Source organism: Rodentibacter mrazii, assembly GCF_001998825.1.
Lineage (GTDB): Bacteria > Pseudomonadota > Gammaproteobacteria > Enterobacterales > Pasteurellaceae > Rodentibacter > Rodentibacter mrazii.
On record NZ_MLHG01000012.1, the window covers coordinates 33815 to 49249 of the forward strand.

Annotated in this window: 15 protein-coding genes; 4 read left to right on the forward strand and 11 right to left on the reverse strand. The window is 40.3% G+C overall.

The genetic code is table 11. The features are described 5' to 3' along the window. Positions 1–11 precede the first annotated feature (11 nt). The 6 genes from nagA to BKK47_RS01520 form a co-directional block, all read right to left on the reverse strand. A complete protein-coding gene (gene nagA / locus BKK47_RS01495; RefSeq protein WP_077493163.1) occupies positions 12–1166 on the reverse strand; it encodes an N-acetylglucosamine-6-phosphate deacetylase in 1155 nt (384 codons plus the stop codon). A 57-nt stretch (positions 1167–1223) separates the two neighbouring features. Beyond that, positions 1224–2027 (reverse strand): glucosamine-6-phosphate deaminase, encoded by an 804-nt coding sequence (gene nagB, locus BKK47_RS01500; protein WP_077493164.1) that lies wholly within the window; start codon positions 2025–2027, stop codon positions 1224–1226. A 125-nt stretch (positions 2028–2152) separates the two neighbouring features. Then, the gene (nanA, locus tag BKK47_RS01505) at positions 2153–3031 is read right to left on the reverse strand and encodes an N-acetylneuraminate lyase (RefSeq protein ID WP_077493165.1); all 879 of its coding nucleotides are present in this window, start codon (positions 3029–3031) and stop codon (positions 2153–2155) included. A 9-nt stretch (positions 3032–3040) separates the two neighbouring features. Next, positions 3041–3907: a MurR/RpiR family transcriptional regulator gene (locus tag BKK47_RS01510; RefSeq protein WP_077493166.1), complete on the reverse strand. Its 867-nt coding sequence runs from the start codon at positions 3905–3907 to the stop codon at positions 3041–3043. Then, a complete protein-coding gene (locus BKK47_RS01515) occupies positions 3900–4802 on the reverse strand; it encodes an N-acetylmannosamine kinase (protein WP_077493167.1) in 903 nt (300 codons plus the stop codon). The genes BKK47_RS01510 and BKK47_RS01515 overlap by 8 nt, the downstream gene beginning before the upstream one ends. Positions 4803–4817: 15 nt before the next feature. Continuing rightward, positions 4818–5504 carry an N-acetylmannosamine-6-phosphate 2-epimerase gene (locus BKK47_RS01520; RefSeq protein WP_077493168.1) on the reverse strand — a complete coding sequence of 229 codons (687 nt, stop codon included), beginning with the start codon at positions 5502–5504 and terminating at the stop codon, positions 4818–4820. Between the two features lie 292 nt (positions 5505–5796). On the opposite strand from BKK47_RS01520, the gene BKK47_RS01525 reads away from it, so the two are divergent. The 4 genes from BKK47_RS01525 (at position 5797) to nagE (ending at position 11490) form a co-directional block, all read left to right on the forward strand. Beyond that, positions 5797–6783 (forward strand): sialic acid TRAP transporter substrate-binding protein SiaP, encoded by a 987-nt coding sequence (locus tag BKK47_RS01525; RefSeq protein WP_077493169.1) that lies wholly within the window; start codon positions 5797–5799, stop codon positions 6781–6783. Between the two features lie 79 nt (positions 6784–6862). Beyond that, positions 6863–8713: a TRAP transporter large permease subunit gene (locus tag BKK47_RS01530; protein ID WP_077493170.1), complete on the forward strand. Its 1851-nt coding sequence runs from the start codon at positions 6863–6865 to the stop codon at positions 8711–8713. 107 nt (positions 8714–8820) lie between these two features. Then, on the forward strand, positions 8821–9948 hold the full coding sequence (locus BKK47_RS01535; RefSeq protein WP_077493171.1) for an N-acetylneuraminate epimerase: 1128 nt from the start codon (positions 8821–8823) through the stop codon (positions 9946–9948). A 75-nt stretch (positions 9949–10023) separates the two neighbouring features. Next, positions 10024–11490 carry an N-acetylglucosamine-specific PTS transporter subunit IIBC gene (nagE, locus tag BKK47_RS01540; RefSeq protein ID WP_077493172.1) on the forward strand — a complete coding sequence of 489 codons (1467 nt, stop codon included), beginning with the start codon at positions 10024–10026 and terminating at the stop codon, positions 11488–11490. Positions 11491–11940: 450 nt separating this feature from the next. Here nagE and crp read toward each other — a convergent pair whose 3' ends face one another. Genes crp through coaBC form a run of 5 tightly spaced genes read right to left on the reverse strand, consistent with a single transcriptional unit; the run spans position 11941 to position 15245 of the window. Beyond that, on the reverse strand, positions 11941–12618 hold the full coding sequence (crp, locus tag BKK47_RS01545) for a cAMP-activated global transcriptional regulator CRP (RefSeq protein WP_077493173.1): 678 nt from the start codon (positions 12616–12618) through the stop codon (positions 11941–11943). 19 nt (positions 12619–12637) lie between these two features. Then, positions 12638–12856 carry a YheU family protein gene (locus BKK47_RS01550; RefSeq protein ID WP_077493174.1) on the reverse strand — a complete coding sequence of 73 codons (219 nt, stop codon included), beginning with the start codon at positions 12854–12856 and terminating at the stop codon, positions 12638–12640. Between the two features lie 21 nt (positions 12857–12877). Further along, positions 12878–13534, reverse strand: a complete 657-nt coding sequence (slmA, locus tag BKK47_RS01555) for a nucleoid occlusion factor SlmA (protein WP_077493175.1) — start codon at positions 13532–13534, stop codon at positions 12878–12880. Positions 13535–13537: 3 nt separating this feature from the next. Then, entirely contained in the window at positions 13538–13993 is a 456-nt protein-coding gene (dut, locus tag BKK47_RS01560; RefSeq protein ID WP_077493176.1) for a dUTP diphosphatase, read from the reverse strand. Positions 13994–14042: 49 nt separating this feature from the next. Continuing rightward, positions 14043–15245, reverse strand: coding sequence for a bifunctional phosphopantothenoylcysteine decarboxylase/phosphopantothenate--cysteine ligase CoaBC (gene coaBC / locus BKK47_RS01565; RefSeq protein ID WP_077493177.1), 1203 nt, complete (start codon positions 15243–15245; stop codon positions 14043–14045). Positions 15246–15435 lie beyond the last annotated feature (190 nt).

Below are 15435 nucleotides of genomic sequence, written 5' to 3' on the forward strand. Positions count from 1 at the left end.
AATCTATTTTTTTATGATGACAAATTCGGTTTCCATTCCCCATTCACCACCGTGCCAATCACCTCATAATTTGGTGTAAACACGGCAAGATTTGCCACTTTACCTTTTTCTACCGAACCTAAACGATCATCCACGCCAATAGCTCGTGCCGGGTAGAGATTAGTCATACGAATCGCTTCTGCAAGAGGAATTTCTACATATTCCACCGCATTTTTGATGGACTCCATCATCGTGATCGAAGCTCCCGCAATAGTACCGTTAGCATCATAACAACGACCTTCTTTTACATAAATGGTTTTGCCTTCAAAGGTGAAACTTTCCAATTCAGGTCCTGCACCCGCTGCCGCAATAGAATCGGTTACAATGCACAATTTATCACCTTTAATCTTCTTGTCGATTCTGACGTTACCATAGTCAATATGCACACCATCTATAATAATAGCGGTGTAGATATCGGAATCCAACACCGCACCGACAACCCCCATAGCCCGACCGGAGCTGATTGGCGACATGGCATTATGTAGATGTGTTGCAAAGGTTGCCCCTTTACGGAATGCCGCTTTAGCAGTTTCATAAGTCGCATTAGAATGTCCAATGGAAACAACAATACCATTTTTTACGAAATCGGGAATATATTGCGAGGTTGGATTTTCCGCAGCAATAGTGATCTTAGTAATCACATCGCCATTCTCACATAGAAAATTTTTCATTTCAGGAGAGATTTCACGGATATATTCAGGGCGGTGTACGCCTTTTTTCTCCACGCTGATGTAAGGCCCTTCAATGTGTAAACCGAGTGCTTGGTTTTTATGCTTGGTTAAATATTCCCGCATAATTTTAACCGCACTTCTAATGCCTTCGTCCGGTGCGGTAATAAAGGTTGGTAAGAAACTGGTACAGCCGGATTTTAAATTAGTGGCTTGCATAATTTCCAAGGTTTCCACCGTGGTTTGATCGTTAAACATTACTCCGCCACAGCCGTTAAGTTGGAGATCAATAAAACCAGCGGTTAAATTATTACCTTGTAAATCAATAGTTTTAATGCCTGCCTCAAGTTCATTTTGTGGAATAACCGCTTCAATAATGTCCCCGTTAATCACCACCACAAAATCGCGTAGCACATCGTATTTTGTATAAATTACAGCATTAATTAATGCATATCTCATTTCATCTTCCTAAAAAAATAATAAAAAACGACCGCACTTTTATACGGTATTATAAAGTTATAACACGCTATGGATAGCACGTTGTTCTAACTCATTGAAATATTTTACCGTTTTTACTTTTAATTCTTGCTGTGCCGGCTCATCACACACCAAAATAAAATGGCGATGCAACTGCAATGCTGTCACTGTCCATAGATGGTTAACCCCCCCCTCCACTGCGGCTTGTACGGCAAGGGCTTTTTGATGTCCAGTAGCAAGAATCATCACTTCTTCCGCATCCAATAAAGTGGCAACCCCAATAGTTAGGGCATATTTCGGCACTTTATCCACATCATGATCAAAGAAACGGGAATTCGCAATTAAGGTATCTTGTGTCAATGTCTTTATACGGGTACGGGAACTTAAGGATGATGCCGGTTCATTAAAGGCAATATGCCCGTCATTTCCTACTCCACCCATAAATAAATTAATTTTTCCGTAAGATTTAATTTTTTCTTCATAGCGGCGACATTCTTCATCATGATCTTCCGTATTACCGTTCAGAATATTAATATTTTGCGGTTGAATATCGATGTGATCAAAAAAGTTCTTATGCATAAAGCTGTGATAACTTTCAGGGTGATCTTGTGGTAAATCCACGTATTCGTCCATATTGAACGTCACCACGTGTTTAAAGCTAACTTCACCCGCTTGATGAAGTCTAATCAATTCTTGATAGGTTTTTAAAGGCGTACTACCGGTGGGTAAACCCAGAACAAAGGGGCGTTCTGCCGTGGGTTGAAAATGATTAATTCGCTCAACAATGTGACGTGCCGCCCAACGACTTACTTGTTCGTTTGTTTGTAGAGGGATAAGACGCATAATAAATTTCCTTATATTCTGACCGCACTTAGTGCCATCGTTGCACAACTTATGCTTTTATTCCGTAGGGACACCACGCCGGTGTCCCTATATTTAATTGAATTTGCCGTTACTAGTGCTACGATTTATAAATATTTTTCTTTTAACTCTTTTGCTTTTGCCAGTTGTTCCGGCGTTGCTTTTGCGGTCATCGGTTCACGACAATAGCCCGCTTCAACTCCTTCTAATTTAAGCAATTCTTTGATAGTTAAATATAAACCGTTGGCTAAAATTCCTTCAATCAAATCATTAGTGATATGTTGAACGGCTAAGGCTTCTTGGAGTTTTCCTGCTTTGGTTAATTCAAAGATTTGGCGGGCACGTATGCCATTCACATTGAATGTCGAACCAATCGCCCCATCTACACCTAAAGAAACTGCCGGCAACATCATTTCATCAAAACCTGCCCAAATAAGATGATTTGGATAGGCTTTTTTCAAGCGTTCCAAGAGATAAAAATCGCCTGCGGTAAATTTCACACCAAGCACTTTCGGGTTTTTATAAAGTTCGCCGAATTGCTCGATCCCCATATTTACACCGGTTAAGAACGGAATGGAGTACACGATCATATTATTACCTGTTTTCTCTATGATGGTGTCGTAATAATGTTTGATTTCAGGAAAGCTGAATTTGTAGTAGAAGGGAGTAACGGCTGATAAACAATCGTAGCCTAATTCGGTTGCGTATTGACCTAATTCAACAGCTTCCTGCAAATTGACACTCCCCACTTGGGCGATAAGTGCGATTTGATCTTTGGCTTCATCTTTTGCAATGCGGAAAATTTCTTTTTTCTCTTCAGTAGAAAGCATAAAATTTTCACCGGTAGAACCGCCCACATATAAACCGTCCACTTTCATCTTATCAATGTTATAACGAATAATTTGGCGCAATCCTTTTTCATTAATTGATCCATCTTCGTTGAATGACACTAATAACGCACTGAAAATACCTTTTAAATCACGCATAATTTTCTCCTATTTTATACGTTGCTCGAGAATAACATCGAGCGTTTTTTGCTTTATTGCGATCGCTCTATCTTGCTTACTTTGCACTAATAAAGCGTAAATCAAATCTAATACAAAAAGCTGGGCAATTTTAGTACCAATAGAATCCCCCTGTAATTTGCCTTGTTTATTACCGTTTACTAATACAAAATCTGCAGAGCTTGTAATAGGTGAACGTAGGCTGTGAGTGATTGCTACTGTGGTAGCTCCATTCTGTTTGGCAATTTTTAACGCATGGGCAGTCTCTTGCGAATACCCGGAATGGCTAATTCCAATGGCAACATCCTGTGGTTTTAACAATGCTGCCTGCATATACATAAAATGGTTATTTCCGGTTGCATCCACCTGAAAACCAATACGCATTAATTTATTTTTTGCTTCTTCTGCCGTAATCCCCGATGAGCCCACACCAAATAAAAAAATACGATTCGCACGGCGTATCGCATTAACGGTCTGTTCTAACTGATCGAAGTCGAGTAAATTAATTGTTTCATCTACCACGTTCGTAATGGCAGTTTGTAATTTTTGTGCGGTATGGCGTGAGCTATCTGTCGGCTCAATATCATTTTCCAGCAAGGGGTGCGAATCATTGTCTTTTGTCGCCAGTTCAATGGAAAGCTCCAGCTTAAAATCACTAAAACCTTTAAAACCGACTGAACGACAAAAGCGAACAAGAGTCGCCTCTCCCACGCCTAAACTCTCTGCAATTTCAGAAAGCGGATAACCCACAACAAGATCCGGAGAAGTTAAAACCGTATCGGCAATTTTTTTTTCGGTTTTCGTCAGGCTTTGATAAAGCGAACTTATGGTATTTAAAATATTCCCATTTTTAGTCATAGCCTCCTCCTTGCAACGGTGCGAGTAAGAAATCTTTTACCCAATAGGCAGCCCCTACTAAACCGGCGTCTTGCCCAAATTGAGCCGGAATAAGATCACAATGATAAACTTCCGGCATTTCATTCAAAAACTGTTGTATCAAAGGTAAATAACCTTCAGCCAATCCAACACTTCCACCAATGGCAATTTTTTGCATATCCATCGAAATTTTCAAATCAGCGACTAAATTAGTAATAGCAAGGGCTGAACGTGCTACAAGTGCGGTCGCTTTTTCATCATTTTTTCTAAAGCGTTCAAAGACTTCTTTCGGCGAGCAAGGATCATTCCAAGTGGAAGATACTGCTTCAATGGCTCGTCCGGCTGCGATAGCCTCCACACAACCACGCCGTCCACAGCCGCATAAGGGACCGTTAGGATCAGCCAATGTATGACCGATATGTCCTGAGATGCCGTTTGGTTCAGTGAGTAATTGATGATTGACAATTAATCCGCCGCCAACCCCGGTTGAAACAGTAATAAAAGTAAAATTGGCTAATTTATCCCGCCCCTGTAATTGGTATTCCGCATAGGCAGCAGCTTGTACATCATTTAGTAACCCAATCGGTTTATCCGTGTGCCGGGCAATGCTTGCTTTAAGCGGAAATTCCGCTAATCCCCCTAAATTTTTAGGATTAAGTGCGGTCAAAATTCCCTGATTTATAATGCCGGTAGAAGCAACCGCAACATAATCAAATTGTTCTGCATACTCTGTTAATAATAGGGCGATACTTTGATGTAATGCTTCTGCCGCATTATTTTTTGGTGTAGAAATTTGTTGGCGTTGCGTAATTTTGCCCTCTTGAACAATTGCAGCGGCAATCTTAGTTCCACCAATATCTAAAGCTAAACAGCGCATAGTGAATTCCTTCTATTATTTTGCCGATTTCACTGCATCGACAAACCAACCGACAATATGTTCTAGACGGGTTAATGCAGAGCCAACCGTCACAAAATCCGCACCGATTTCAATAGCGGTTTTCGCTAATTCCGGTGTATTGTAACGCCCTTCCGCCATCACACGGCAGCCTGCTGATTTCAAATCTTTTACTAATTGATAGTCCGGTTCTTCCGGTACAATACCACCGGTATAACCGGACATCGTGCTACCGATAATATCAAAACCAAGTTTTTGACAATATAATCCTTCTTCCAAATTGGAACAGTCCGCCATAGCAAGACAGCCTAATTCATGGATTTTTTTGACCGCACTTTCCAAATCAACCGGACGAGGGCGATGAGTCCCGTCCACAGCGATAATATCAGCTCCGGCATTAGCAAGCTCTTCAATATCATTCAGAAACGGAGTGATACGAACAGGACTATCAGATAAATCACGTTTGACTATGCCTATAATCGGCGCTTTTACGACAGCTCGGGTAGCTTTTAAATTTTCCACGCCTTCAATGCGAATCCCTGCCGCACCGCCTACTACTGAAGCTTGAGCCATTGCCGCAACGACTTCCGGTTTATCCATCGGACCATCATCTACAGGCTGACAAGAAGCAATTAAACCATTTTGAATACGTTGAAAAATCTGTTCATGTGTAAGTTTAGACATAAAAAACCCTCATTTCCTATTCGGATTAACTGAGATCATTAAAAATCCCGATTTCCATTACTTTTCCCCAGCATTATATAGAAACAAAACTTCATTTTAAATTTATTTTTGAAGTATATTTTCTCAAATGTGATCAATGTCTCATTTTTGAAATAAAACTCCATAAACTATTTTAAAAATACTTTTTTACTCTTAAAATGAAAATCGAATAAATTGTTTTGGGTACTTGTTTTACCAAAATTCTTATGCTAACACTATCAACCCTGATAGTTTCCACATTAGGAGCAACACTATGAAATTTACTAAACTTTTTCTTACCGCTGCCATTACTGCCGGTCTGTCTTCTGCTGTTTTCGCTGCAGATTATGATTTAAAATTCGGTATGAATGCTGGAACTTCGTCTAATGAATATAAAGCAGCAGAGATGTTTGCTAAAGAAGTAAAAGAAAAATCAGGCGGCAAAATTGAGGTATCGCTCTATCCTAGCTCACAATTAGGCGATGATCGTGCCATGTTAAAACAACTAAAAGATGGTTCTCTTGATTTCACTTTTGCAGAATCAGCACGTTTCCAACTGTTCTATCCTGAGGCTGCGGTGTTTGCTCTTCCTTATGTCATCTCCGACTACGACGTTGCACAAAAAGCCTTGCATGACACAGCCTTTGGTAAAGATCTCATTCAAAAAATGAACAAAGAATTAGGTGTGACATTATTATCACAGGCCTATAACGGTACACGCCAAACTACTTCAAATCGTGCAATTAATAGCATCGCCGATATGAAAGGTCTCAAGCTCCGCGTACCAAATGCCGCCACTAATTTGGCATACGCAAAATATGTCGGTGCGGCTCCTACACCAATGGCATTCTCAGAGGTGTATCTTGCCCTTCAAACCAATTCTGTAGATGGTCAAGAAAATCCATTAGCGACCGTACAAGCACAAAAGTTTTATGAAGTGCAAAAATTCTTAGCCATGACAAACCACATTTTGAACGACCAACTTTATTTGGTCAGTAACGAAACCTATCAAGATTTGCCAGAAGATCTCCAAAAAGTAGTAAAAGATGCGGCTGAAAATGCGGCAAAATACCATACGAAATTATTTATTGATGGTGAAAAAGAGTTAGTTGCTTTCTTTGAGAAACAAGGTGTTACCGTAACCCATCCGGATCTCACTCCGTTTAAAGAAGCAATGAAACCATTCTATGCTGAGTTTGTAAAACAAACCGGTAGCAAAGGTGAAACTGCATTAAAAGAAATTGAAGCAATCAATAAATAAACCACACAGAGTGCGTCAAAAGCATTTGACGCACTTCATCTCATCTTGCTTCCTTTAGTCTTCGTTCATGGAGTGAAGTATGAAAATTTTTAACAAACTTGAAGAATGGATTGGTGGCGTATTATTTCTCGTCATCTTTTGTATTCTTATTGCCCAGATTCTTTCCCGACAGGTCTTTCACTCCCCACTTATTTGGAGTGAAGAACTTGCTAAACTCCTTTTTGTTTATGTAGGGATGCTGGGGATTAGTGTAGCTATCAGAAAACAAGAACACGTTTATATTGATTTCTTAACCAACTTAATGCCCGAGCGAATCAGAAAAATTACCAATACTTTTGTTCAACTCATTATTTTTGCCAGTATTTTCTTTTTTATTCACTTTGGTATTCGAAATTTTATGAGTGCCTCATTCCCTATTGATGCACTTGGTGGTATTTCTGAAAAATGGATCTTTGCTTCGTTACCTATCGTCGCCGTACTGATGATGGTACGTTTTTTCCAAGCCCAAGCACACAATTTCAAAGAAGGAAAAAGCTATTTACCCACCACATTTTTCATTATAAGTGCGGTCATTTTGCTAGCCATTTTATTCCTCGCGCCGGACTGGTTTAAAGTGCTACGTATCACAAACTATGTGAAATTAGGCTCTAACGCAGTTTATGTCGCGTTACTTGTTTGGTTAGTGATTATGTTCTTAGGCGTGCCTGTGGGCTGGTCTCTCTTTATTACTTCCCTGCTTTATTTTTCGATGACCCGTTGGAATGTGGTGAATGCCGCTGCCGATAAACTGGTATACAGTCTTGATAGTTTCCCACTCCTCGCTGTGCCATTTTATATTCTCACCGGTATTTTGATGAATACAGGGGGAATCACCGAACGGATCTTTAACTTTGCCAAAGCACTGCTTGGTCACTACACTGGAGGGATGGGGCATGTGAATATCGGGGCAAGTTTATTATTCTCCGGTATGTCCGGTTCTGCCCTTGCGGATGCGGGTGGCTTGGGGCAACTTGAAATTAAAGCAATGCGTGATGCCGGCTATGACGATGACATTTGCGGTGGTATTACGGCAGCTTCCTGTATTATCGGTCCATTAGTTCCACCGAGCATTGCTATGATTATTTACGGCGTAATCGCCAATGAATCCATTGCGAAGCTTTTTATCGCTGGTTTCGTCCCGGGTGTATTGGTGACAATCGCATTGATGGTGATGAATTATTATGTATCTAAAAAACGCGGTTATCCAAGAACACCAAAAGCCTCTCGAGAACAGCTTTGTACCGCATTTAAAAAAGCATTTTGGGCGATTTTAACCCCACTATTAATTATTGGTGGTATTTTCTCCGGTTTATTCAGTCCAACTGAATCTGCTGTCGTTGCAGCAGCTTATTCCGTGATTATCGGTAAATTTGTTTATAAAGAACTCACCCTAAAAATGCTTTTCAACAGCTGTGTTGAAGCTATGGCAATTACTGGTGTGGTAGCGTTAATGATTATGACGGTCACTTTCTTCGGCGATATGATCGCTCGTGAACAGGTGGCAATGCGTATTGCTGACGTCTTTGTTGCCGTTGCAGATTCACCATTAATGGTCTTAGTGATGATCAATGCGTTGTTGCTCTTCCTCGGTATGTTTATTGATGCCTTGGCATTGCAATTCCTAGTGCTTCCAATGCTTATCCCAATTGCCATGCAATTTAATATCGACCTCGTATTCTTTGGTGTGATGACGACCTTGAATATGATGATCGGTATCCTAACACCGCCAATGGGGATGGCACTCTTTGTGGTAGCACGTGTGGGAAATATGTCGGTATCCACCGTCACAAAAGGGGTATTACCGTTCTTAGTACCAATTTTTACTATGTTGGTTTTAATTACGATCTTCCCACAAATCATTACGTTTATCCCGAATCTCTTGATTCCATAACCCAAAGTGCGGTTAAAAATGCTCATATTTTTGACTGCACTTTAAATAACTCTATTCAATGCCGTTTTATGAATAGCAAACCATAACATTACCTAATGAGGTTTATTATGACATTAACGAAAACAGCATTATGCACTGCACTTTTTGCCACCGTAACATTTTCTTCAAACGTTCAAGCCTATCCTGATCTTCCCGTAGGTATTAAAAGCGGTGCAGGTGCGTTAATCGGCGATACCGTATATGTAGGATTAGGTTCCGGCGGAAACAAATTCTACTCCCTCAATTTAAAAGAGCCGACTGCACAATGGGAAGAGATTGCCGCTTTCCCGGGGGGCGAACGTAATCAACCCGTTGCAGCTGCCGTAGATGGAAAACTTTATGTATTTGGCGGCTTGCAAAAAAATGAAAAAGGCGAGCTGCAACTGATCAATGATGCCTATCAATATAATCCGACAGATAATACTTGGACGAAATTGCCAACTCGTTCTCCACGCGGTTTAGTAGGCTCATCCGGTGCATCACAGGGTGATAAAGTTTATATTATAGGCGGATCCAATCTGTCTATCTTTAACGGTTTCTTTCAAGATACAGTGGCTGCCGGTGAAGATAAAATGAAAAAGGATGAAATAACGGCTGCCTATTTCAACCAACGTCCGGAAGATTACTTCTTTACTACGGAATTATTAAGTTATGAACCTTCTACGAATAAATGGCGTAATGAAGGTCGAGTACCTTTCTCCGGTCGTGCGGGCGCGGCATTTACCATTCAAGGCAATAATTTAATAGTCGTGAATGGGGAAATAAAACCCGGACTTCGTACCGCAGAAACCCATCAAGGTAAATTTACCACCAAAGGAGTTCAATGGAAAAACTTACCGGATTTGCCTGCTCCAAAAGGTAAAAGCCAAGACGGTTTAGCCGGCGCTATGGCGGGTTATAGCCATGGTCATTATTTAGTGACCGGAGGGGCAAACTTCCCCGGCTCCGTTAAACAATTTAAAGAAGGTATGCTACACGCTCACAAAGGTTTAACCAAAGCATGGCACAAGGAAATTTATACGTTAAATAATGGAAAATGGCGTATTATTGGCGAGTTACCAATGAATATCGGCTATGGATTATCCGTTTCTTATGATAATAAAGTGCTATTAATTGGCGGTGAAACCGATGGAGGAAAAGCCTTAACCTCCGTGAAAGCATTAAGCTATGACGGTAAAAAATTAACAGTGGAATAATCACTAATAAAATACAAGGAATAGCTTGTGAATACCTCATTCACAAGCAGTTAGTAAAAAATTAAAGGAGGATTTATGAGCATTCTTAGTTATGCACAAAAAATCGGGCAGGCGTTAATGGTTCCGGTAGCCGCATTACCTGCTGCCGCATTATTAATGGGGATCGGTTATTGGATCGACCCTGATGGTTGGGGTGCCAATAGTCAATTAGCGGCATTATTAATCAAATCAGGGGCGGCGATTATTGATAATATGGGCTTATTATTCGCCGTTGGTGTGGCTTTTGGTTTATCAAAAGACAAACATGGTTCTGCTGCCCTTTCCGGTTTAGTGGGTTTTTATGTGGTCACAACCTTGCTTTCACCGGGCGGCGTGGCACAACTACAACATATTGACCCAAGCCAAGTACCCGCTGCTTTTAGCAAAATTAACAACCAATTTGTCGGGATCTTAATAGGTGTTATTTCTGCCGAACTTTATAATCGTTTCTATCAAGTGGAATTACCAAAAGCCCTTTCCTTCTTTAGTGGAAAACGACTCGTCCCGATTGTGGTGGCTTTTGTAATGATCGCTATTTCTTTTGTTCTCCTCTATGTTTGGCCACATATTTTTAATGCGCTCGTTTCTTTCGGTGAGTCCATTAAAGATTTAGGTGCAGTGGGTGCAGGGATTTACGGTTTCTTTAACCGTTTGCTTATTTCTGTGGGCTTACACCACGCATTAAATTCTGTATTCTGGTTTGATGTAGCCGGTATCAACGATATTCCAAACTTCCTTGGTGGGGTAAAATCGCTTGCTGAAGGAACGGCAACCATAGGTGTGACGGGAATGTATCAAGCAGGCTTCTTCCCTGTCATGATGTTTGGTTTACCGGGAGCCGCATTAGCAATTTATCACAGCGCCAAACCAAGCCAAAAAGCTAAAGTGGCATCAATTATGTTGGCTGCTGCGTTTGCTTCATTCTTCACCGGAATCACCGAGCCGCTTGAATTTTCATTCATGTTCGTGGCACCGATTCTTTATGTCATTCACGCACTCTTAACCGGTATTTCCGTATTTATTGCAGCAAGTATGCACTGGATTGCGGGTTTTGGTTTCAGTGCCGGTTTGGTGGATATGGTGCTTTCCTCTCGCAATCCACTCGCAGTAAATTGGTATATGCTCATTATACAAGGTGTGCTCTTCTTTGCGATTTACTATGTGATATTCCGCACGGCAATCAAGGTCTTCAACCTCAAAACCCTTGGACGCGAAGAACAAGAAGAATCTCTAGAGGAATCTCCGACAGCAACCACATCCTCTCGTGAAGAAAGAGCAATTAAATTTATTGATGCATTAGGCGGAAAAGAAAACTTCAAAAATATTGATGCTTGTATCACCCGATTACGCCTCACCTTAGTTAATCACAACAATATCAATGAAACACAGCTTAAATCCTTAGGCTCAAAAGGCACGATCAAAATAGGGAATGATGGATTGCAGGTCATCTTAGGACCAGAAGCAGAATTAGTGGCTGAAGCAATTAAGCGCCAAATCCATTAATAAGAAAATAACGACTTAGCATACATACCGTTCAAGCCCTTGAGCGGTATTTTTTTATAAAAAATTAAGAAAAACCACTTTATAAACGTATTTTGGGGAATATTAAAATTTGGGGAGAATATTAGAAAATCTACTAGACTATGCTAGGGTGGTGAACTAAGCAGAATTGGTCTTAACAGCAAGTGGCTTACTGTACGCATCCTTGCGGAATTTCTACCTAGCTCACCATAGAGGTGTTCTAGTCTGCGCGACATAAAACGATAAAAAAGGCTTCTCAACCTTTTAAGCCACTTTTCAGGAGACCAATCCTGTTTTTCTACATATTCGTAGAAATACGCGTATGATAAAATCCTTTTCCCTTATTGTCAATTTAATGTGTATCTATTTGAATATTAAATATTCAAAAATTATTTTTTTATATAGATAATCCCCTTTTCAGGGGATTATCCACTATCTTACGCCATAAACAACAATTGTTTTACCATGGGCATAAATCAAATTTTGATCTTCTAACATTTTAATAATACGCCCTACTGTTTCACGAGAACAACCGACCATTTGTCCAATTTCTTGGCGTGTAATTTTAATTTGCATTCCATCCGGATGAGTCATTGCCTCTGGCTGTTTTGCAAGATTAATTAGCGTTTGAGCGATACGTCCGGCTACATCTAAAAACGCCAAATTACTTACTTGACGGGAGGTATTTTGCACCCGACGCGCTAACTGTGCTGTTAAAAACATTAAAATTTCAGGATTAATTTGGATCAATTGGCGATATTTTTTATAAGAAATTTCAGCAATCTCACAAGGCGTTTTAGTTTTTACCCAAGCTGAACGCTTTGACCCTTCATCAAATAAACCGGCCTCACCAAAAAACTCACCAGCGCCGAGATAAGTTAAAATCATCTCTTTGCCTTCATCATCCTTAGCTGAAACCATCACTGTACCTTTAATGACATAATAAAGCGTGGTTGCATCTTCTCCTGCATAAATCAAAGTGGATTTAGCAGGATATTTGTGTAAATGACAATGTGTCAAAAACCAATCTAAAGCAGGATCCCTTGTAGATGGAGAATGTTCATCTTGCAATTGTTCCACTTCAATATCAGCATCAATATAATCTGACATATTGACTCCTCACCAGTTCCTATTTCAAAAAGCCCATTTTATCTTTTATATCAATGGATTCGTGTAATTCTGACCAAACAATGACCGCACTTCCATTACGGATTTTTTCTAATAATTGTTCTTTTTTACGAGCCAGTGGAATTTCTTCCGCACCGTAATCAGTACCCTCTCGTAATATTACACTTTCAATAATATTATCAAGGGTTGCAGGCTCTAACTCTTGCCACGGAATAATCATACATTTCCCTAAGAAAGTCAATTAAGCAAATAAGGGTTCAATAAAACGCCATTGTTGTTCAAAGGATTGACTCGATGTCGTACGGAAATTTGTCCGAACATAACGCATAAATTGTCCCTCGCATAAGGTCACTAAATGTGCTGCAATAATGCGAATATCCACTGAAAACCCCTTTCCTTCCCGTAGTTTACGCATTTGTAGAATATTTACAAATTGCATTTCAAGGCGATCAAAAAACATTGCAACACGTGCCTGTAGTTCCGAATTTTCAAACATCAGTGCATGCCCCGTTAAAATGCGTGTGAAACCAGGATTTTTGCGGGCAAAATCCAAAATCATCTGCAAAATATCATGAACTCGATTCAGCGTATTGGTTTCATTGCGGATAGAAGCGTTGATTCGACTCAATAAATTACTTTCAATATTTTCAATCAATGCTTCAAATATTTTTGTTTTACTCGGGAAATAACGGTAAAGTGCCGCCTCCGACACACCAACCTCCTGTGCCAAACGGGCAGTAGTCATACGCTCCATTCCCCGTTCAGAATGTAACATATGTGTTAACACCGTTAGCACTTGCTGACGACGTTCTTTCACAGTGCGTTTTTCAATTTTAGGTGTTTTTACTTCCGGTGCAATTTCATCCACACCGGATAAAGATAATTGTTCTTCTATCATAGGTTATTGTTTGCCTGAATGCCCAAAGCCGCCTTCACCACGCTCGGTTTGCTGAAAATCCTGTACAAGATTAAATTCAGCCTGCACCACTGGGACGAATACTAACTGTGCAATGCGATCACCGACTTCAATTTTAAACGGTTCTGCACTACGATTCCACATTGAAACCATTAAAGGTCCTTGATAGTCTGAATCAATTAACCCCACTAAATTACCCAACACAATCCCATGTTTATGTCCTAGACCTGAACGGGGTAAAATCATTGCAGCTAGGTTTGGATCGGCAATATAAATGGATAAACCTGTCGGAATCAATTTGGTTTCATTCGGCTGAATCTCAAAACTTTCATCAATTAATGCCCGCAAATCTAGACCTGCAGAACCCTCTGTGGCATAAGCAGGTAAAGGAAATTCCTTCCCAATACGTTGATCCAAAATTTTTACGTCTATTTTTTTCATCTCATACTCCGTTTGAAATTCTGTTTTTTATATAAAGTGCGGTCAAAAATTATAATGTTTTTTGGTATCGTTCAACGATCTCATTGACTAAATCAGCAGCAAGTTCAGTTTTTGATTTTAAAGAAAGGGTTTTACTCCCCTCTTTCCAGAAAAGCTGTAAAGCATTGTCATCGGCATTAAATACCTGCCCCTCAGAGACATCATTCGCACAAACCATGTCTAAATTCTTACGTTTAAGTTTCTCTTTTGCATAATCGGAAAGATGTTGTGTCTCTGCCGCAAATCCCACAGTGAAAGGACGATTCTCCGTTAAATGCCCTACATCTGCAATAATATCCGGATTTTTAACCAATTTAAGTAGCATTTCATCAGCAGATTTTTTAATTTTCTGATCTGCAATATCCGCAACACGATAATCCGCTACCGCCGCACAACCAATAAAAATCTGATTTTTAACGGCATTTTCAAGTGCAGCCTGCCACATTTCTTTCGCCGATAACACATCAATACGAGTTACATTATTCGGTGTCGATAAAGTTACAGGTCCTGTAATTAATGTCACACCCGCACCACGTTTCGCAAAATTTTCAGCAATAGCAAAGCCCATTTTTCCAGAACTATGATTAGAAATATAACGCACGGGATCTATGGCTTCGCGGGTAGGTCCTGCTGTAATCACCACTTTTACCCCTTGCAAGTCTTGATCTCTCGTGAAGAAATCTGAAAGCATCGCAAATATTTCCGTCGGTTCCGACATCCGTCCCACCCCTATATCACCACAAGCCTGAACACCGTTATTTGGTCCTATAAGTTGTATGCCCCTTGCTCGAAGTGCGGTCAAATTTTGTTGCGTTATTTGCTGATGGAACATTTGTTGGTTCATTGCCGGCGCAAGAAAAATCGGTGCATTAGTTGCCAAGCAAATCGTAGAAAGTAAATCATTTGCCATTCCAACAGTAAAACGTGCGATAAAATCAGCACTCGCCGGTGCGATTACTATTGCATCAGCCCATTTTGCAAGCTCAATGTGCCCCATGGCAAGTTCCGCTTGAGGATCAAGTAAGGACTGTGAGACCGCATTACCTGAAATAGCCTGTAAAGTCAGTGGTGTAACAAACTCTGCGGCAGAGGGTGTTAATACTACACGAACGTCAGCCTCAGCTTTACGTAATAAGCGAATAAATTCAATGGTTTTATATGCTGCAATTCCTCCGGTTATCCCCACGACAATACGTTTTCCGCTTAGCTTCATTTCCTCTCCATTTAATTTGTTAGTGGTTAACCACAATTCCTGTATTTTACTTCAATTTAGTTGAATAAAAAATTTTATTTTCGCGATCCGTTACGCAGTGTTCATACTCTAAACTTGTCGAATAATATGAGAGCGATCAAAATCCGAAAGATTTTTATTAACACAAAATAATGCGATGGAATCTCCTCAA